Annotated in this window: 16 protein-coding genes and 4 tRNA genes; 7 read left to right on the forward strand and 13 right to left on the reverse strand. The window is 66.9% G+C overall.

The genetic code is table 11. The features are described from left to right. Positions 1 to 40: 40 nt before the first annotated feature. Positions 41 to 1114 (reverse strand): phospho-N-acetylmuramoyl-pentapeptide-transferase, encoded by a 1074-nt coding sequence (gene mraY, locus ACFVVM_RS01430; protein ID WP_387611797.1) that lies wholly within the window; start codon positions 1112 to 1114, stop codon positions 41 to 43. Between the two features lie 124 nt (positions 1115 to 1238). Continuing rightward, complete coding sequence (locus ACFVVM_RS01435; protein WP_387611800.1) at positions 1239 to 1886, reverse strand: TetR/AcrR family transcriptional regulator; 648 nt, start codon at positions 1884 to 1886, stop codon at positions 1239 to 1241. 118 nt (positions 1887 to 2004) lie between these two features. Between ACFVVM_RS01435 and ACFVVM_RS01440 the strand changes: the two genes are divergently transcribed. Further along, positions 2005 to 2934 (forward strand): zinc-binding dehydrogenase, encoded by a 930-nt coding sequence (locus ACFVVM_RS01440; protein WP_387611802.1) that lies wholly within the window; start codon positions 2005 to 2007, stop codon positions 2932 to 2934. Between the two features lie 52 nt (positions 2935 to 2986). Here the strand turns inward: ACFVVM_RS01440 and ACFVVM_RS01445 are convergent. The 3 genes from ACFVVM_RS01445 to ACFVVM_RS01455 all read right to left on the reverse strand — a co-directional run bounded on the left by ACFVVM_RS01445 (position 2987) and on the right by ACFVVM_RS01455 (position 3244). Beyond that, positions 2987 to 3061 (reverse strand) — tRNA-Val (locus ACFVVM_RS01445). A gap of 1 nt (position 3062) precedes the next feature. After that, positions 3063 to 3133: transfer RNA gene (locus ACFVVM_RS01450), tRNA-Cys, on the reverse strand. A 39-nt stretch (positions 3134 to 3172) separates the two neighbouring features. Then, positions 3173 to 3244: transfer RNA gene (locus ACFVVM_RS01455), tRNA-Gly, on the reverse strand. A 383-nt stretch (positions 3245 to 3627) separates the two neighbouring features. Between ACFVVM_RS01455 and ACFVVM_RS01460 the strand changes: the two genes are divergently transcribed. Continuing rightward, positions 3628 to 3702 (forward strand) — tRNA-Val (locus ACFVVM_RS01460). Positions 3703 to 3900: 198 nt separating this feature from the next. On the opposite strand, the gene ACFVVM_RS01465 is transcribed toward ACFVVM_RS01460, so the two are convergent. Both ACFVVM_RS01465 and ACFVVM_RS01470 read right to left on the reverse strand, forming a co-directional pair. Continuing rightward, positions 3901 to 4581 carry an epimerase gene (locus ACFVVM_RS01465; protein ID WP_387611805.1) on the reverse strand — a complete coding sequence of 227 codons (681 nt, stop codon included), beginning with the start codon at positions 4579 to 4581 and terminating at the stop codon, positions 3901 to 3903. Between the two features lie 34 nt (positions 4582 to 4615). Next, positions 4616 to 5524, reverse strand: a complete 909-nt coding sequence (locus tag ACFVVM_RS01470; RefSeq protein ID WP_387611807.1) for an oxidoreductase — start codon at positions 5522 to 5524, stop codon at positions 4616 to 4618. 99 nt (positions 5525 to 5623) lie between these two features. Here ACFVVM_RS01470 and ACFVVM_RS01475 point away from each other — a divergent pair, with 99 nt between their 5' ends. The 4 genes from ACFVVM_RS01475 to ACFVVM_RS01490 all read left to right on the forward strand — a co-directional run bounded on the left by ACFVVM_RS01475 (position 5624) and on the right by ACFVVM_RS01490 (position 10136). Next, the gene (locus ACFVVM_RS01475) at positions 5624 to 6241 is read left to right on the forward strand and encodes a TetR/AcrR family transcriptional regulator (protein WP_387611810.1); all 618 of its coding nucleotides are present in this window, start codon (positions 5624 to 5626) and stop codon (positions 6239 to 6241) included. 223 nt (positions 6242 to 6464) lie between these two features. After that, positions 6465 to 7730: a hypothetical protein gene (locus tag ACFVVM_RS01480; protein WP_387611813.1), complete on the forward strand. Its 1266-nt coding sequence runs from the start codon at positions 6465 to 6467 to the stop codon at positions 7728 to 7730. Continuing rightward, complete coding sequence (locus ACFVVM_RS01485) at positions 7727 to 8917, forward strand: DUF4041 domain-containing protein (RefSeq protein ID WP_387611816.1); 1191 nt, start codon at positions 7727 to 7729, stop codon at positions 8915 to 8917. Before ACFVVM_RS01480 ends, ACFVVM_RS01485 begins: the two co-directional genes overlap by 4 nt. A gap of 232 nt (positions 8918 to 9149) precedes the next feature. Then, entirely contained in the window at positions 9150 to 10136 is a 987-nt protein-coding gene (locus ACFVVM_RS01490; RefSeq protein ID WP_387611818.1) for a linear amide C-N hydrolase, read from the forward strand. Here the strand turns inward: ACFVVM_RS01490 and ACFVVM_RS01495 are convergent. From ACFVVM_RS01495 to ACFVVM_RS01515, 5 genes are all read right to left on the reverse strand, one after another. Continuing rightward, positions 10133 to 10957, reverse strand: coding sequence for a hypothetical protein (locus ACFVVM_RS01495; protein WP_387611821.1), 825 nt, complete (start codon positions 10955 to 10957; stop codon positions 10133 to 10135). The genes ACFVVM_RS01490 and ACFVVM_RS01495 overlap by 4 nt on opposite strands. Positions 10958 to 10979: 22 nt before the next feature. Further along, complete coding sequence (locus ACFVVM_RS01500; protein ID WP_387611824.1) at positions 10980 to 12383, reverse strand: MFS transporter; 1404 nt, start codon at positions 12381 to 12383, stop codon at positions 10980 to 10982. Beyond that, positions 12380 to 12652 carry a trehalase-like domain-containing protein gene (locus tag ACFVVM_RS01505; RefSeq protein WP_387611827.1) on the reverse strand — a complete coding sequence of 91 codons (273 nt, stop codon included), beginning with the start codon at positions 12650 to 12652 and terminating at the stop codon, positions 12380 to 12382. The genes ACFVVM_RS01500 and ACFVVM_RS01505 overlap by 4 nt, the downstream gene beginning before the upstream one ends. A gap of 120 nt (positions 12653 to 12772) precedes the next feature. Beyond that, the gene (locus ACFVVM_RS01510; RefSeq protein WP_387611830.1) at positions 12773 to 13636 is read right to left on the reverse strand and encodes an alpha/beta fold hydrolase; all 864 of its coding nucleotides are present in this window, start codon (positions 13634 to 13636) and stop codon (positions 12773 to 12775) included. A 69-nt stretch (positions 13637 to 13705) separates the two neighbouring features. Further along, on the reverse strand, positions 13706 to 14329 hold the full coding sequence (locus ACFVVM_RS01515) for a TetR/AcrR family transcriptional regulator (protein ID WP_387611833.1): 624 nt from the start codon (positions 14327 to 14329) through the stop codon (positions 13706 to 13708). A 75-nt stretch (positions 14330 to 14404) separates the two neighbouring features. Between ACFVVM_RS01515 and ACFVVM_RS01520 the strand changes: the two genes are divergently transcribed. Next, entirely contained in the window at positions 14405 to 15616 is a 1212-nt protein-coding gene (locus tag ACFVVM_RS01520) for an oxygenase MpaB family protein (RefSeq protein ID WP_387611836.1), read from the forward strand. Between the two features lie 41 nt (positions 15617 to 15657). Here the strand turns inward: ACFVVM_RS01520 and ACFVVM_RS01525 are convergent, their stop codons facing one another. Beyond that, positions 15658 to 16464 (reverse strand): DUF2797 domain-containing protein, encoded by an 807-nt coding sequence (locus tag ACFVVM_RS01525; RefSeq protein WP_387611839.1) that lies wholly within the window; start codon positions 16462 to 16464, stop codon positions 15658 to 15660. Positions 16465 to 16594: the final 130 nt, after the last annotated feature.

Below are 16594 nucleotides of genomic sequence, written 5' to 3' on the forward strand. Positions count from 1 at the left end.
CGGTCGGGTCAGCGTAGCGGGGAACCCCGACAGATCCGCGTCACAGCGCGGTCAGGTACTCGCTGTAGAACAGGCACAGCCCCGTCGCCGAGGCGATGCCCGCCAATACCCAGAACCGGATGATCACCGTCGTCTCCGGCCAGTTGTTGAGTTCGAAGTGGTGATGGAACGGCGCCATCCGGAACAGCCGGGTGTGCGTGGTGCGGAAGACCACGATCTGCAGCACCACCGAGCTGATCTCGGCGACGAACAGCGCGCCGAGCACCACCGCGAGCAGTTCGGTGTGGCTGGTGATGGACAGCCCGGCCAGCAGGCCGCCGAGCCCGAGCGAGCCGGTGTCGCCCATGAAGATCTTGGCGGGCGCGGCATTCCACCACAGGAAGCCGACGCAGGCGGCCGCACCGGCGGCGCTGACCATGGCCAGGTCGAGCGGGTCGCGCACGGTGTAGCAGGCGCGTCCCGGGCTGATCTCGCAGGAGTTGTCGTACTGCCACAGCGTGATCACCACGTAGGCGCCCAGTGTGAGGCTCATCGACCCCGCCGCCAGCCCGTCGAGGCCGTCGGTGATGTTCACCGCGTTCGACCAGGCCACCACGAGCAGGCACACGAACGCCACGAAGATCAGTGACCCGAAGGTGATCGTGCTGATGTCGCGCACATAGGAGAGGTTGCGGCTGGCCGGCGTCAGCCCGGTGGCGCCCGGGAAGCGCAGCACCAGCACCGCGAACACGACCGCGGCGGCGATCTGCCCCAGATACTTGCCCGCCGCGGTCAGCCCGAGATTGCGATGCTTGCGCAGCTTGATCGAGTCGTCGAGGAAGCCGACCACACCCAGCGCCGAGGCCAGCAGCAGCACCAGGATTCCGGAGGCGCTGGGACCCGGTGCGTCCCACAGCAATCCGATCAGATGCGAACCCAGATACCCGGCCCACACCCCGGCCCCGATCGCGAGCCCGCCCATCGTCGGCGTCCCGCGCTTGGCGTGATGGCTCGCAGGCCCGTCTACCCGGATCTCCTGGCCGAACCCGCGCCGCGCGAACACCCGGATCAGCACCGGCGTGAGCGTGATGGTGATCAACAGCGCGATCCCCGCCGACAACAGGATCTGCCTCAACTGCTCGCCTCTCCTTGCCGACGGTTCCGCGCCACTGCACCCACCCGGTGACGCCGAGTGCCGATCCTAGGGGAGGCCCTGGCCGATCCGTGCCGGGAGTGACCTGGGTTACAGGGCGAACGGCTCAGGCGGTGTCGCGCCGTGGCCGCACGGTCATCGACAGCGTGTCCGGGACCGCGGCGAAGGCTCGGCGCAGGTCGGCCGCGAGATCTGCCGGTTCGAGGTGATCGCTTGCGGTCCAGGTGTCCATCGCCCGGTGGAAGGCGGCGACCAGGATGTCGACGGCCAGGTGCGGGCGCAGGTCGGCGGGGTCGTCGAGTTCGACGACGCCGTGTAGCAGCGTGACCGCGGCGCGGCTGGTCTGATCGCAGAACTGCAGATTGTGCGCGGCCATCGAGGTGGTGGTCCGGGACAGTCGATAGCTCGACGCCGCCCGGCGTGGCCAATCGCCGACGGCAATGCGCTCGACGGCTGCCAGCAGGGCGTCTTCGAGCAGCGTCATCAGCCCGGCCTCGCGCGCCGGGGCGCCCACTTCCGCGAGAAACGCCAGCCACACGTCCTGCAGCGGCGCCATGGCGACGTCTTCCTTGCCGGTGAACGTGCGGAAGAACGTGCGCTTGGAGACTTCGACCGTCTCGCACAGCTCGTCGAGGGTCACCGCGTCGAAACCCCGCTCGGTGAACAGGTCGAGGGCCGTGTCGATCAGCGCCTGGCGGGTGCGCAGTTTCTTGCGCTCGCGCAGGGGCAGGTGCTCGGTCCCGACGTCGGCCATGCTCGCCAGCCTAGCGAGCGGACCTTCCTATCGCCACTTGACAGCAAATGCCACTCAGTGGCACTTTCGGAACGGTGCGGCCGGATCGCCGTGCTCCCTCGAGAAAGGCTGAACTGCTATGCGCGCGTTGGTCGTCGACCATTCCGTTTCCGGCGGGCTCCGTCTCGGTTCCGCGCCGGACCCCGAGCCCGCCCCGCACCAGGCGCTGGTGCGTGTCACGGCGACGTCGTTGAACGCGGGGGAGGTCGTCCACTTGGTCCCGGAAGCGGAGGCGGGAACGGTGCTCGGTTGGGATGCCGCCGGTGTCGTCGAGCGGGCCGCCGCGGACGGAACGGGTCCCGCGGTGGGCACGCCGGTCGTCACCCTCGGCGCTGCCGGGGCGTGGGCGCAGTGGCGTGCCGTCGACACCGATCTCCTCGGCGTCGCCCCCGCCGGCGCCGATCTCGCCGCGCTCAGCACGATTCCGGTGGCCGCCGCGTCGGCGTTGCGCGCACTGCACCGGATCGGGCCCTTGCTCGGCAGGCGAGTCCTCGTCACCGGCGCCACCGGCGGTGTCGGCCGCTACGCGGTCCAGCTCGCGCGACTCGGTGGCGCCGAGGTCGTCGCCGTGACCGCCGATCCCGACCGCCACGGCGCCGGCTTGCGGGCGCTGGGCGCGGGACGCGTGGTCGCCGATCCGGCGGAGCTGGACGTTCGCGTGGACGGGGTGATCGACCTGGTCGGCGGTCCGCAGCTGGTCACGGCATTCGACACACTCGCCGAGGCGGGCACCCTCGTCTCGGTCGGGCACGCCTCGGGTGCGGCCGAACAGTTCCCCTTCGGCACCTTCTTCGGTGACGCGGGCAGGCACGACCGTTCGATCGTCACCTTCTTCCTGCTGTCCTGCCGCGACCTCGCCCCCGACCTGACCTGGCTCGCCGAGCAGGTCACCGCGGGCGTTCTCGATCCACAGATCGCCTGGCGAGGGAACTGGTCCGACGTCGCCGAAGCCGCGACCGCGCTGCGCGAACGCCGACTACACGGCAAGGCAGTCCTCGAACTGCACTGACCACGCAAACAAGTCAGGCCCCCTCGAAAGGGGGCCTGACTTGGTACTACGGTGGTGCGCGATACTGGGATTGAACCAGTGACCTCTTCCGTGTCAGGGAAGCGCTCTCCCGCTGAGCTAATCGCGCGAGGTGGAGACGGGAATCGAACCCGTGTGCACGGCTTTGCAGGCCGTTGCCTCACCACTCGGCCACTCCACCGCGCAAAGGAGGATGGCATATTGCCTAACCTACCTCTCGAGCGGATGACGGGATTCGAACCCGCGACCCTCACCTTGGCAAGGTGATGCGCTACCACTGCGCTACATCCGCATTCACACTTCCGGAGGCCCTCCGCCTTGCGGCTTCGCTGTCCTCCGTGGTGCGAGACAGAACATTAGCCGACGTTCGGTGCAACCTACAAATCGCCTGGTAGATGGGGTCGAATACGAATTACACGGGTGTCATCCATGGGTTGGGCGCCGACCACGATGTCGACCGCCGCGCCAACAACAAGACATCATCTAACTTAGATATGCGCATCAAAACATGTATGTCGCCCAGTGGTCCACCAGAAGGCGCCAACGATCACCTCCACAGAACCGCCAAAGACGCCGAACCTCCCCTTCACAAGGCGATTTGGCATCCCCCGGGTCCCCCATGCTAATGTTCCATCTCGTCCGAGAGGCTCTCCCAAGCCCCTCGGCACAGTGTTCGGTCCCATAGCTCAGCGGGAGAGCGTCCGCCTCACACGCGGAAGGTCGCTGGTTCGAAACCAGCTGGGACCACCACAAATGGCCGGTTCGACATGATTTCCATGTCGAACCGGCCATTTTCGTGCTGGACCGGGTCCCCTGTCACGCTGACCCGATCTCCGTAGACGACGAAGAGCCCGCGCGCTCCGCTCGGCCGCCGAGAAGTGCGCGTTTGCCGTGTGCGGAGCGAGCCGCTCCCAGTGCGCGCAGCTGTCGAGCCGCGGCCTCGACTCGTTATGATGCCTGGTTTCGGGAACTTGCGGCGCTGTTGATACCGACGGTGTCCAGAACCCGCTCTCGGGCACCGGTCTGGGCGACAACTAACATGGCCTGTCCCAACCTCGAACTGGTCGTGACATGCTCCGGAATGATTCGCCGCAAAAGTGGGTACAGCGGTGTCAGCACCCAATAGAACGCGGCGTAGGATTTGGTCTTGGCCCGGGTCCCGGGCAGGGGAACGATGAACGCCGGCCGGAACATGTAGGTCCGCTCGGACAGGGCGAGTAGCGCGTTCTCGGTCTCGCCCTTGACTCGCGCCCACATCATGCGGGATTTTCCCGTGCTGTCAGTTCCGGCACCGGAGACGAAGCAGAAGGCCAGGTCGGGGTTGGCGTCCAGCAGCGCCCGCGCCGCAGTCAGGGCGTAGTCGTAGGTGACGATGCGGTAGTTGGCTTCGCTCACTCCCACCGCGGAGGTACCCAGGCTGAAGAAGCAGACGTCGTAGCCCGGTAATTGGTCCTCGATCGCGGTGAGGTCGGTGAAGTCGTCGTGGCGGATCTCGCGCAGTTTCGGGTGGGCACGGCCCGTGGCGGAGCGACCGATGGCCAGCACATCGGTGACGGAGTCGTCGAGCAGGCAGGCTTCCAGTACTCCCTGGCCGACCATGCCGGTTGCGCCGAAGACGATGATGCGCATCGGGTTGTCTTTCTGTGGTGTGCGGACGAATCGCTCAGTCGATGGAGTAGGTGACGCCGGTCAGTTCTTCGGAGACCTCCCACAACCGCCGTGCCAATTCGGGGTCGTGGGACTGCTTGCTCGACGAGGCGAGCGCCGGGTAGCCGCGTCCACCTCCGAGCCCGCGGGGGCCGTAATACTGCCCGCCCGCTGTCTCGGGATCGGTAGCCGCACGTAGGGTCGGCAACGCGCCCATCGCGGCCGATTGGGAGAGCAGCCTCATCGCGACGACCTCCGCCACGGCGGACAGGTGGCGGCCCAGTTCGGTGGCTGAATTGCCGGGGTGGGCCGCCACCGCGATCGTGCTCTCGCCAGCTGCCGCCAAGCGGCGCTGGAGTTCATAGGTGAACAGTATGTTGGACAGCTTGGACTGGCCGTATGCCGCAACGCGGTCGTAGTCGTGCTCGAGGTTCAGGTCGTCGAAGTGGATTCCCGCACGGATGCGGTGCCCGATGCTGCTGACGGTGACCACCCGTGAATCCGGAACGGGCAGGAGTGCGTCGAGCAGCAACCCGGTCAGGGCGAAATGCCCGAGGTGATTGGTGCCGAACTGCAACTCGAAACCGTCGGAAGTGGTCTGCTTGGAGGTGTACATCACCCCGGCGTTGTTGATCAGCAGATCGATACGCGGATAGGCCGACTTGATCTCGGCAGCGGCTGCCCGTATCCCGGCCAGCGATCCCAGATCGAGTTGCTGGAGCGCCACAGTCGCGTTGGGCGCCATGGAGATGATCCGGTCCGCTGCGGCCTTGCCTTTGTCCAGGTTTCGCACCGCCAGTACGACGTGTGCGCCTTTGGCGGCGAGCGCGGCGGCCATTTCGAACCCCAGTCCGGTGTTCGCGCCGGTGATGACGGCCGTGCGTCCGGTCTGGTCGGGGATGTCGGCAGTGGTCCATTTCGCCATGAGGGCCTCCTCGGTAGAATGCGATAAGCGGAACGTCCACTCCGCTTAATTTCGACTATACGGAACGCACGCCCCGTTTGCCAGGGCGTGTGGGAGGTGATGCAGTTGACAGGCAACCCGAGGCCGCTGCGCGCGGACGCGATACACAACCGGGAAGCGGTTCTCGAGACCGCGTACCAGAGCTTTGCCGCCGAGGGGCTGTCAGTCCCCATCGATGAGATCGCGCGCCGCGCCGGAGTCGGTGCGGGCACCGTCTACCGTCACTTCCCCACCAAGAACGCTCTGTTCGGCGCCGTTATCGACCATCGCCTGAAGCAGATCGTCACAGCCGGGCGCAACCTGCTCGACGACGGCGACCCGGGGCACGCGCTGTCGGAGTTCATTCGCGCGATGGCATTGCATTGGGGCGCCAGGGATCTGGGACTGGCCCAGACGATCGCGGGGGACGGGATCGATATCTACACCCTCGCTCCCGAGGCAGAGGCCCGATTCATGGGACTGCTGGGTGAGCTCCTTGCCGCGGCAAAACAGTCTGGAACCGCACGCGCCGACCTGACCGTCCGAGAGGTCAAGGCGATCATCGTCGCTTGCCAGGCCGCGCAGATCCACACACCCGATGTCGCCGATCGCGTCACCACGCTCATACTCGCCGGGCTCCGCCCTTCGGCGTCCGGACAGAATGACGAGACAACCGCCACCTCGGACACGCCGGTCTAGCTGTGCAGCGATTTCGCCCGCAAGCGCCGATGGGCGCGTAGGCCTTTCGCAACAACTGCTACCAGTCCCCGTCATGATGTTCGCGCCCGGCGACGCCTGCCGTCGCCGGGGTGTCGGCGAGTTCCTCGAACTCGGTGGGTGTAACGGCGTTCGTGCTGTGGCGACAGTATCTGAAGTCCGTGGTCCAACGGTGACGCTAGAAGGTGATACTGAGGGGAGTGCGGTGGCGCGACGCAGGGGGTTCTTCGCTGAACTGCAACACCAACATCGACAAGCACAACAGCGCCAAGCCCAGCAGCAGCGAGCGGCTATTCGTGCGCACGACGCGGCTGTGCGGGAGGCGCAGCGATACGCGCGTGAGCAACAACGCGCAACCGCCGCGTTTCAGCGTGCGTCAGCCGCCGACCGTGCGACGGCGGAACGCGCCGCGAAGGCCGCTCATATCGCCGCCCGCGAGGCCGAGGTCGTAGAGAAGAACGCGCGTTTGAACGCGACCTACGAGGAGATCGACAACCTGCTCGCGGCGACTCTCGAGGTCGATGACTGGGTCGACTTGGAGGCACTGCGCGAATCACCGGGTGAGATCGCCTTCGATGGGCACGAACTGCTCACGCCATCGCCGACACCCCGTTACCACGCTCTGCCGGAACGACCGATCTTCGTGGCACCAGCGCCGCCCACAGGTATTTCCGGAGCTCTGGGCGGGAACCGTAAGCATGCCGCTCAGATGGAGGCAGCGCACCGCGAATACGCCGAGCTCACCCAGCGCTGGCAGCACTCCCTCGGTCGGATCTTCGAGCTCAACGCCCAGATACGGACACGCTGGCGGGAGGCGGAATCCGCTCGACTCGCTGCGTTGGCCGACGCGCGCCGGCAACACGAGCATTCCGTCACGCAACGTCACCGAGAGATCGCCGAGTCGAACGCTCGCCTGGACGATCTGATCTCAGGGTTACGGCAGCGTCGTCCCGCGGCGATGGACGAATATGTCGGCATCGTCCTGGCGAACTCGGTCTACCCCGAAGCCTTCGAGGTCTCCCATGAACACTCCTTCGACGCCGGGGATCGCGAACTCCGCATCACGGTCCTGGCACCTCATCCCGATACGTTCCCGACCACGAAGACATACCGCTACAACAAAGCGAACGACGAGATCACCGAGAGCCCGCTCCCGGCGACCGAACGCAAGCGCCGCTACGCATCTGCGGTAGCCCGGCTCGCTTTGCGTACGGCACACGAGGTATTCGAGGCCGATCGTGAGGAAATCATCGACAGCATTGCCTTGACCGTCGCGGTAGACGCGATCGATAGCGCTACCGGACACGACACCCGCGTCGACCTCGTCAGGCTGGCAACCGATCGGGCGGACTTCCTGCCGATCGATCTGTCTCGCGTGGAACCCGCCGACACCCTGGCGCATCTGGCCGGTGCCGTGTCCAAGAACCCATACGGGCTGGTGCCCTTGGCAAACCATGGAGTGCGTGGATGAGTGATCAACAGGAAGTGATCGTCGGTCTGCGCAGAATGTTGATCGTCAAGGAACGCGAATGCGCTGACCTGCAGGACAAGGTCAACGAACTCGCCGAGCGACTCGATACTCGTCCTCGCGTCACGCCCGCTGTGCAGCAATCATCGAGTGACCCCAGGATCATCAACGTCGACGATGCGTTGGTTCTGCAAGAAGTGGGAATCTACGAGTACCACCACCCGCTGGAGAACGCCGACAGCTACAAGCAGGCATTGGCCGATCTCCGGCTGGATATCCGTGAAGCGGTCAAAACCAGTGACGCGGTCGTGGTCGCCAACAAGTTCAGCTTCAACAACTCCCTCGCGGAAGGGCGGCGACTGACCTCGGACCTGTCGAAGCTGATGCTGCGGGCCTACAACGCCGAGGCCGAGAACTGCGTTCGCACCATCCGCGCTGGTAACCTCGACACGGCCAAAAGACGACTGGACAAAGCGGCGAAGGATATCGAAAAGCTGGGCGCTGCAATGCAAATGCGTGTAGCGCCCGCCTACCACGCGTTGCGGATCAAGGAGCTCGAGCTCACCGCCGACTACATGGTCAAGGTTCAGGAAGAACGCGAAGCCGCCCGCGAGGAACGAGAACGTTTGCGTGAGGAACGCAAAGTCGAGCAAGAACTCGCCGCCGAACGGGAGCGACTCGACAAGGAACAAGCCCACTACCGCTCAGTGCTGCAACGCCTCACCGACGCAGGGCAGGACACACGCGAGATAGAGGACCAGCTGTCCCGCATCGCCGACGCCATCGCCCAAAACGACTTCCGCGCCGCGAATATCCGCGCCGGATACGTCTACGTTATCTCCAATATCGGTGCCTTCGGGCCCGGCGTCGTCAAGATCGGGCTCACCCGTCGACTCGAACCCCTCGACCGGGTTCGCGAACTCGGCGGCGCTTCGGTCCCGTTCCCCTTCGATGTCCACGCGGTGTATTTCTCCGACGACGCGGTAACCCTCGAGAACGAACTGCACAAAGAATTCGGACCCAATCGACTCAACCACGCCAACCTCAGGCGCGAATTCTTCTTCGCCACGCCCGAAGAGGTCCGGCGAGCACTCGCCAGGAAGATCGGCAACCTCCTCGACTACACCGACTCGCCCGAGGCAACCCAATACTTCCAGTCCAAGCGGTCCTGGCCTGACAATCACCGATGACGTCCGGCTCGGCACCGTCTCGCTCGGGCAAGCGATCCTTCCCCTGCTGAACCAACTGCGACCGTGATGTTGCAGTGTGCGGCACTACCTGGTCGCCGGGCTGGTGATCGAGCGGGTAACCGGAAGCGCAATCGCGCGAAGAGTCGAGTGTCGGCTCGGTGTGCTCGGCAGGCATGCGTGCCAGAATCGGTCGGTAGCAATGTGCGTCCCCGACTGATCGGAGGGTTGCTCAATGTGTACACGACTTCTGTATCGCGGTCCTGAGGATCGCGTTCTCACGGCGCGCAGTATGGACTGGAAGACCGATGTCGGAACGAATCTGTGGGTTTTCCCCCGCGGTCTCGCCCGTGAAGGGGCCGCCGGGCCGCGGTCGCTGGAATGGACCTCGCGCTACGGCAGTGTGATCGCCGGTGGTTACGACATCGCCACCACCGATGGGATCAACGAGGCGGGGCTGGTCGCCAATGTGTTGTGGCTGGTCGAGTCCAGTTATCCGGCCGATGACTCCGGTAAGCCGTTGCTGTCGCTGGCGGCGTGGGCGCAGTATGTGCTCGACAACTTCGCCACTGTGGCCGAGACGGTCGCCGAGCTCGAGCGTGGTGAGTTCGTGGTGTTCACGGCTGCCGTTCCGGGTGAGGATCGGCTGGCGACGATGCACCTGTCGGTGTCGGATGCCTCGGGTGACAGTGCGATCTTCGAATACGTCGAGGGTCGGTTGGTCGTTCACCACGACCGGGCCTACCAGGTGATGACGAACTCGCCGACTTTCGACGAGCAGCTGGCCATCAGTTCGTACTGGGAGGAGATCGGCGGCACGGTGATGCTGCCGGGTACCAATCGTGCGGCGGACCGCTTCGCCCGCGCCCGGTTCTACGTCAACGCCGTGCCGCAGGTGAGCGACAAGCGGGAGGCGACCGCCAGCGTGTTCAGTGTCATCCGCAACGTCTCCGTGCCGTACGGGATCAGCACTCCCGACCAGCCCAACATCTCCTCGACCCGGTGGCGCACGGTCGCCGATCACAAGGATCTGACCTACTTCTTCGACTCCGCGATGTCGCCCGGGGTGTTCTGGGTGAATGTGAACGAGCTCGATCTGTCCGAAAGTGGGTCCGTCGGCCGGCTCGATGTCGCGGGCTTGCAGGCGGCCGGGACGGCGGGGAACGCCTCGGACGCGTTCGTGCCGGCCGAGCCGTTCGCCTTCGCGGGGGTGTCGACCTAGGGCCGCAACAGCAGGTAGACCCCGGTGGGGATCGCGATCACCACGGAGGCGAACAGGGCCAGCGCGACGAGCGCGACCAGATAGCAGCGATCGCGCGGCGGCGGGGCGGCCGAGCCGATCGCGCGATACACCGCCTCCAGCGGTGCCGTGAGCGACAGGCGCAAACGCATCCTGGCGATCGAGGCGCCGAGGAGGAACGCCGCCGCGACCACCATCAGGCCGCCGATGGCGATCGCCAGGACAGCCACGGCGACCGCCGCGCTGCCGAGGGCAGGGGTGATCGCGGCCCGCAGCAGACCGACCAGTCCGGACACGAACGCGCCGCTGATCAGGAACACGGGCAGCCCGAGCCGGGTGCTGTTCATGTCCCACAGCGTCTGCATCTGCGCGCGGGCCCGGCGCAGTGCCAGATGCTCCGGCGAGATCACCACGCTGTTGGCCTCCCGCAACGCGTACAGCAGTCGCACGTCGCGCATGACGACGCGCGCGTGGCGCAACTGAATCCAGTTGGCCACCAAGGCGACCATCGGTGTCATCAGCGGACGCATCGGCCCGAAGCGGCGAGACAGGGTCGGCGCCCGGCGCGCATTGAGCAGCAGCGCTTCCAGCGCGCGGGCCAGGCCCCGGTGCGCGCGGGTGAACCCGTCCGGGTCGGCGAGTGGACGCTCGCGGGTCGCCAGGGTTCGCAGCATCGAGCGTTCCGCGGGTCCGCGGGTGCGGCGCGAATCGGTGAGGAGACCGAGTGACTCGAGGCGCTGTTCGAGGCGGTTGAACAACTCGTCCTCGTGCTGGGCTCGTGACGCGCCCCCGGAGGCTGTCATAGCGAAATCCTACCGCCGCACGTCATCCGGCTCGGTCGTCGGCTCGGGTGGGGTCGGTGATGGTGCGATCAGGAAGGAAGGACGCGGCGATGAAACCGACGAGGCCGACTGCGGCGAGGGTGATCATCGCGGCGGCGTACGCGCCGCTGCTGAGGCCGGCGACCAGGATGGTGCCGGTCAGGGCGGTGCCGAGGGAGGATCCGAGGTTCGACGCGCTGCGGGACAATCCGGAGATCTCCCCCTGCTGGTCCTCGGTGAAGCTGGATTGAACCACGGTGACGGAGGGCGTGAGCATGGTGCCGAGTCCTAGACCGATCAGGAGGAGGCCGGGAGCGAATGCCCAGGGGTTCAGGGAACGGTCGGCCAGCGCGAGCAGCACCACGACGCCGAGGATGCAGACCAGGAATCCCGCGCGGATCAAGGTGCGCTGCGGGTACCTGCGCGCCAGTCGCGCCGCGGCGAGCGAGGACGCGAGGAGCCCCAGCGTGGCGGCAGTGAAGATCACGCCGGTCTCGATGGCGTTGTATCCACGCACGACCTGGAGGTAGGTCGCCACCACGAAGGATGTGCCCATCAGCAGTAGCCACTGGGTGAGCTGGGTGACCAGGCCGAGGTTGGCGATGCGATCGGTGAACATACTCGTCGCGACCAGCGGTTCACGCCCGGAACGTTCCTTGGCTCGGATGCTCGTCACGAAACCCAGCAGTACCAGCGCGCCGAGCACGACCAGGGCCACCGTCAGTCGAATGTCGTTGTCGGCGAACTGGATTCCGAGCACGATCAGGGTCAGGCCAACCGCTGACAGCACGGCCCCGGTGATGTCGAACGGCGTGCTCGGGTCCGGCGGGAGCGGGTCGTCGATGCGGCGGCCGAGCACCGCGATGAGCAGCACGACGACGGCCTGGAACAGGAACGCCGCGCGCCAGCTCAGGGTGGTGGTGATGAGTCCGCCGATCAGCGGCCCGGCGGCGGCCCCGATGCCACCCATCGCCATGATGACGCCGAATGCCTTGGCCCGCGAGGTTGTTTCGGTGAACAACAGGGTGGCGAGAATGTAGACCGGCGGAATGAGCAGCGCGGTGCCGATGCCTTCCAGGATGGAGTTGCCGAGGATGAGAACTCCGAGCCCCGGCGCCGCCGCGCTGAGCAGTGCTCCGACGCCGTACACCAGCAGACCCGCCAGAAAGCAGCGCTTGCGCCCGTAGCGGTCGGTGAGTTTGCCTCCGGGAATCATCAGCGCGGCCATCACCAGCAGAAAGAGTGTGATCGCCACCTGTACGCCCTGCACCGTGGTGTCCAGGTCGGTGCTGATGTCGCTGATCATCACGTTCATGTTCGAACCCGCGAAGCTGCAGATGAACTGTGCCAGCGCGAGTGGTACCAGCACGCCGCGCGGTGCGCCGGAGCTCGCCGACACCTGGCTCACCGCGCCATCGGCTGTTCGCTCTCGACGCGATCGAGTTCCTCGTCCCAGGTCGGCGGTGCGGGGGCGAGGCCGCCGCCGTTCGTCGTGGTCAGGACGACCGTGACTCGGCAGTAGCCGCCCCGCTCGCTGTCGAGCAGGGAGGCGAAGACGCTCGGTGCGTCGAATCGCGGTGCGCACCACCAGTCGATGGTTCCGTCGGAGGACACCGGAGCCGCGGTCTGGAGGTCGCCGACGATGCCGTGCTCGGCGATCGGTGGGTATGTGCTCACAAGCACTCCTCTGCGGGTCGCGCGCGACAATTCGCGAACCAGCCAACCATCGGAGAAGTGCCCCGGCATCACCCGAAACGGATGAGCCGTCCTTCGGCGCGGAGCACGATGGCCCCGCGGTCAGCGGGCGAGCATGGCGGCCGCGACCCGGTCCGACGCGGCGGGTCGCAGGGCGGTGCCCATGTCGTCGAGGACGAGCAGTCGCGCCCCTGGGATCTCGGCGGCGAGGGCCTCGCCGTTGCCGAGTGGGAAGAACGGGTCGGCGCGGCCGTGTACCACCAGCGTCGGCAGGTCGAGTTCGCCGAGCCGCTCGCGCCACCGTGGGGCGCAGTCGATTCGGGAGAACACCATGCCGAGCTGGTTCGCCTGGTGGACGGCAGGATCGTCGGCCGGTGTCCGGTCCCAGATTCGGGCCGCTGTCGTCCGCGCGTGGTCCGGGTCGTCACCCATCAGTTCCGCGCCCTGGGCGGCGAACACCGCGACGGCGTTCCGGTCGGTCCAGTCCGGCATCGGGTGGGAGAACAACGCGTTCATGACCGCGGGGTCGTGGTCGGGTAGGTCCTCGTCGACCATGCCCGGCGCTACCGGCCGGGTGCCGACGAGGGCCAGTGCGGAGAACACCTCCGGGTGGTCGAGTGCGGCGATCTGGGCGACCATCCCGCCGACGCCGACCCCACCGAGATGGGCGCTCCCGGTACCGAGCGCGTCGACCAGCGCGGCCGCGTCGGCGGCGAGGTCCCGCAGGTCGTACGCCGGATGCTCCGGGTCCAGAGTCGTCGAGGTGCCGGAGTCACGCAGGTCGTAGCGGACCACGCGCCGCCCGCCCGTCGCGAGCCGCTCGCACAGTGCGTCGGGCCAGGACAGCATTGTCGTGCCGCCGATCAGGAGGACGAGGGGATCGTCCTCGCGGCCGAAGCTCTCGATGCCGAGATCGACACCGTTGGCCTGGACCGTGGTCGTGTCGAGACGAAAAGATCTCCCCATACCTGGACTCCTGTCTGTCGGTCTCTCCAGAGGTGTAGACGACGGAATCCCCCGAAAGTCATCGGTGCGTCAGGTGGAGCGGTTCACCAGGGCGAGGGCGAGTTCGGTGCAGAGTTCGGCCAGGTCGGTGGTCGGCTGGCGAGGGTCGCGCAGCCAGGCCTCGACGAGCTGGTTGACCCCGCCGACGACGAAAAGCGCTTCCTGGCGCCGGATCTCGGGGTTGGCGGGGGTGTCGAGGAACTCCGCGCTGTACTGCACCACGAGATCGGTGACGATGCCGATGGCGCGGGTGCGCAGTTCCTCGAGGCCGGCGACGCTGTGCGCGTCGCTGGTGAGGATGCGGTGGATGCTCGGATCGGTGGCTATCGCGTCGAGATAGGTGGTCAATGCCCGCAGCAGCTTGCGCTCGAGCCCGCCCGGTTCGGCCTGACTGGCTTCGACCATGGCCGTGAACAGTTCCTCGGGCACCTGCTCGGCGACGGCGAGGACGAGCGCGTCCCTGGTGGCGAAATCTTCGTAGAAGTAGCGCGGGGTCAGCCCCGACGCGGCGCACACGCGACGGACGGTGACCTCGGCCAGCCCGGCGTCGCCCCAGATCTGGCGGGCCGCGGCGAGGAGCTTGTCACGGCGTTCGTCCCGTCGGCTCGCCGCGCTGATTCCCCGGTAGGACCGGACCACTTCCGCACGCGCCATTGACAGGACTTTAGCAGTCGACCTATTTTGGATATCAGATGTTATCCAATTTGCGTCGCTCAACGAGGAGTGCCGATGACCACCGTTCCCACCCGTCACCCCGATCGGCCCCAGCGCGTCCCGGCGGTTGTCGGCGGCTTCGCGGCGATGCTGGGTGTCCGCAGCCCTGACGAGGATCAGTGGCGGCGCCTAGGCGAGGGCCTGCTCGTCGGTGACGACGCGATGGACGGGCTGGTCGACTGGATGGTCGCCACCGGCTCGAAGCAGACGCGGCCGCTGTTCGATCGGGCGCTCACCCATGGCATCGGGGCGGTGCCGGAGGCGCCCGAACCGCTGCGCGCGTTCTTCGCCGAGGTCGAGACCGTTCCGGCGTGGGTCGATCGCGACAAGCTGGTGCGCGGGACCAAGGTACTGCTCAGCGGCGGATCCGACGGCATGTACATCGCGCGTGACGTCGCCATGCTCGGCGGCTACCAGTTCTCCGGCTTCAACAAGACGCTGCTGCGCACGGGAGCGCTGGAGAAGGGCTCCAACCAGCGGTGGGCCGAGACGATGCAGTGGGCGATGGACGTCCTGTCCGAGGACGGACTGTCCCCGCTGGGCCTGGGCTACCAGTCCACGATCCGGGTGCGGCTCATCCACGCGTTCGTCCGCCGCCACGTGGTCGCCATGCCGGACTGGCAGGCCGAGGACTGGGGTCTGCCCATCAACCAGACCGATATGGCGGCCACGCTGGTCGGCGCCTTCATCGCCCCGTCGATCGGGGGGATGGGCCTCGGCATGGTGCTCACGCCCGCCGACGCCGATGCCGTCGCGCACATGGTCCGCTACGTGGGCTGGCTGCTCGGTGTCGAAGAGCAGTGGCTGCCGCACTCGTTCCGCGACGGTGTGCGCGTGCTGGTGCACACGCTGTCCGCCCTGGCCGACCCCGACGAGTCGACCCGCCTGCTCGCGGTGCCGATGTCACGAGATCCCCTGTCGTGGAACTACGATCGGCTGCCCGAGATCCGCCGCCGGCTCGCCTACGCCCAGCATCTGTCGGTGACGGGAACCTTCCTCGGTCGCTCCACGATGCGCGCGCTCGGACTGCCGACCGTGATCGTGCCGTGGTACCCGGCGATCCGCATCCCCGCCAATGTCGTGCGCTCGGCCACCCGGCTGCTCCCCGGTGGACTCGATCGCGCGGCGATTCGTGGTGCGCGCGAACAGGATCGGTTCATGCGCACCCTGGTCAGCAACGGACCGACCGTCGGCGCGGCCGCCGCGCGGCTCACCCACGCGGCCTAGCAATCGGGCCCATCAGCGAACATCCCCGGGCCGAATCCCCCTCAGAACAAGCCCAATTGAGTCGATATCTGTGGTGATCGAACCGGTCCCGGTACCAGTCGCCGCCCCGCCAACGCCCCGAGGTCTGCCACGAACAAGCCCTCGTCCTCGTTCACCGACACCAATGCCGCCGAGCCGACCATTGCCGCCACCGACAGGCAGTGATCGCCGGAGGTGAGCGAATGGGGATACTCGACTGTGTCGGTTCGTCCTGCCGCGCCGGCGAAACCGGCGTGTTCGGCCGGTGGCCGCCATGGTTCGAGCGGCAGGACGGCCGAGGATTTCGCGAGCAGTTCCCGCGCGACCTCCACGGCTCGGCCGTGTGCGTCCTCGATCTGCGCGGTCGGGCGTGGCCGCACCAGCGCCGCCAGCTTCGCGCTGCGCCGCTTGGCTTGAACGACACCCAGCTCGCTGGAGATCAAGTCCTCGTACACCCGCGCGGTCACGCCGGTGTCCGCCCAGGCCAGATAGGTCGCGCGGATGGCCCCCTGTTCGTCCAATCGCACACGCCTGCGGGGATGCACGGCGGTTCCCACCTTGTTCGACGCGTCGGCGAAAGTGGCGATATAGACCCAGTGCGGCTGCGCGACGTACGCACGCAGGCCTGCGGGCAGGTATCCGCCGCGGTGCGCGTGATGGATGAAACGGAACTCGTCGGCGGTGGCGCATTCCGCGCATTGCCGACCCGTGAGCGCCGGACGACGACCATCGCAATCGTGAAACCGGCCGTTGCCTGCGCGGTCGAACGCGGAGCGGCCGGTGCAGAACCGGCCCGCGCCGGACACCGTGAACGCCAATCGGGCACCCACCAGCGGGACCGCGCATCGTGCCGATGAGTCCGCACCGAACACGTCCAGGTGTGGACTTCCGCCGGTCCATGAGACCGAGCGGACCAGATATTGTTCGCCGTCGTTCCACGAAGCCCGCATCATTCGAACC

Source organism: Nocardia sp. NPDC058176, assembly GCF_042883805.1.
Lineage (GTDB): Bacteria > Actinomycetota > Actinomycetes > Mycobacteriales > Mycobacteriaceae > Nocardia.

Bases quoted from the DNA above. Each gene is read 5' to 3' on its own strand.
- ACFVVM_RS01485 (WP_387611816.1), top strand. From the start codon at position 7,727: ATGAGTGATCAACAGGAAGTGATCGTCGGTCTGCGCAGAATGTTGATC.
- ACFVVM_RS01495 (WP_387611821.1), bottom strand. From the start codon at position 10,957: ATGACAGCCTCCGGGGGCGCGTCACGAGCCCAGCACGAGGACGAGTTG.
- ACFVVM_RS01520 (WP_387611836.1), top strand. From the start codon at position 14,405: ATGACCACCGTTCCCACCCGTCACCCCGATCGGCCCCAGCGCGTCCCG.
- ACFVVM_RS01465 (WP_387611805.1), bottom strand. From the start codon at position 4,581: ATGCGCATCATCGTCTTCGGCGCAACCGGCATGGTCGGCCAGGGAGTA.
- ACFVVM_RS01470 (WP_387611807.1), bottom strand. From the start codon at position 5,524: ATGGCGAAATGGACCACTGCCGACATCCCCGACCAGACCGGACGCACG.
- ACFVVM_RS01515 (WP_387611833.1), bottom strand. From the start codon at position 14,329: ATGGCGCGTGCGGAAGTGGTCCGGTCCTACCGGGGAATCAGCGCGGCG.
- ACFVVM_RS01510 (WP_387611830.1), bottom strand. From the start codon at position 13,636: ATGGGGAGATCTTTTCGTCTCGACACGACCACGGTCCAGGCCAACGGT.
- ACFVVM_RS01435 (WP_387611800.1), bottom strand. From the start codon at position 1,886: ATGGCCGACGTCGGGACCGAGCACCTGCCCCTGCGCGAGCGCAAGAAA.
- ACFVVM_RS01475 (WP_387611810.1), top strand. From the start codon at position 5,624: ATGCAGTTGACAGGCAACCCGAGGCCGCTGCGCGCGGACGCGATACAC.
- ACFVVM_RS01490 (WP_387611818.1), top strand. From the start codon at position 9,150: ATGTGTACACGACTTCTGTATCGCGGTCCTGAGGATCGCGTTCTCACG.
- ACFVVM_RS01440 (WP_387611802.1), top strand. From the start codon at position 2,005: ATGCGCGCGTTGGTCGTCGACCATTCCGTTTCCGGCGGGCTCCGTCTC.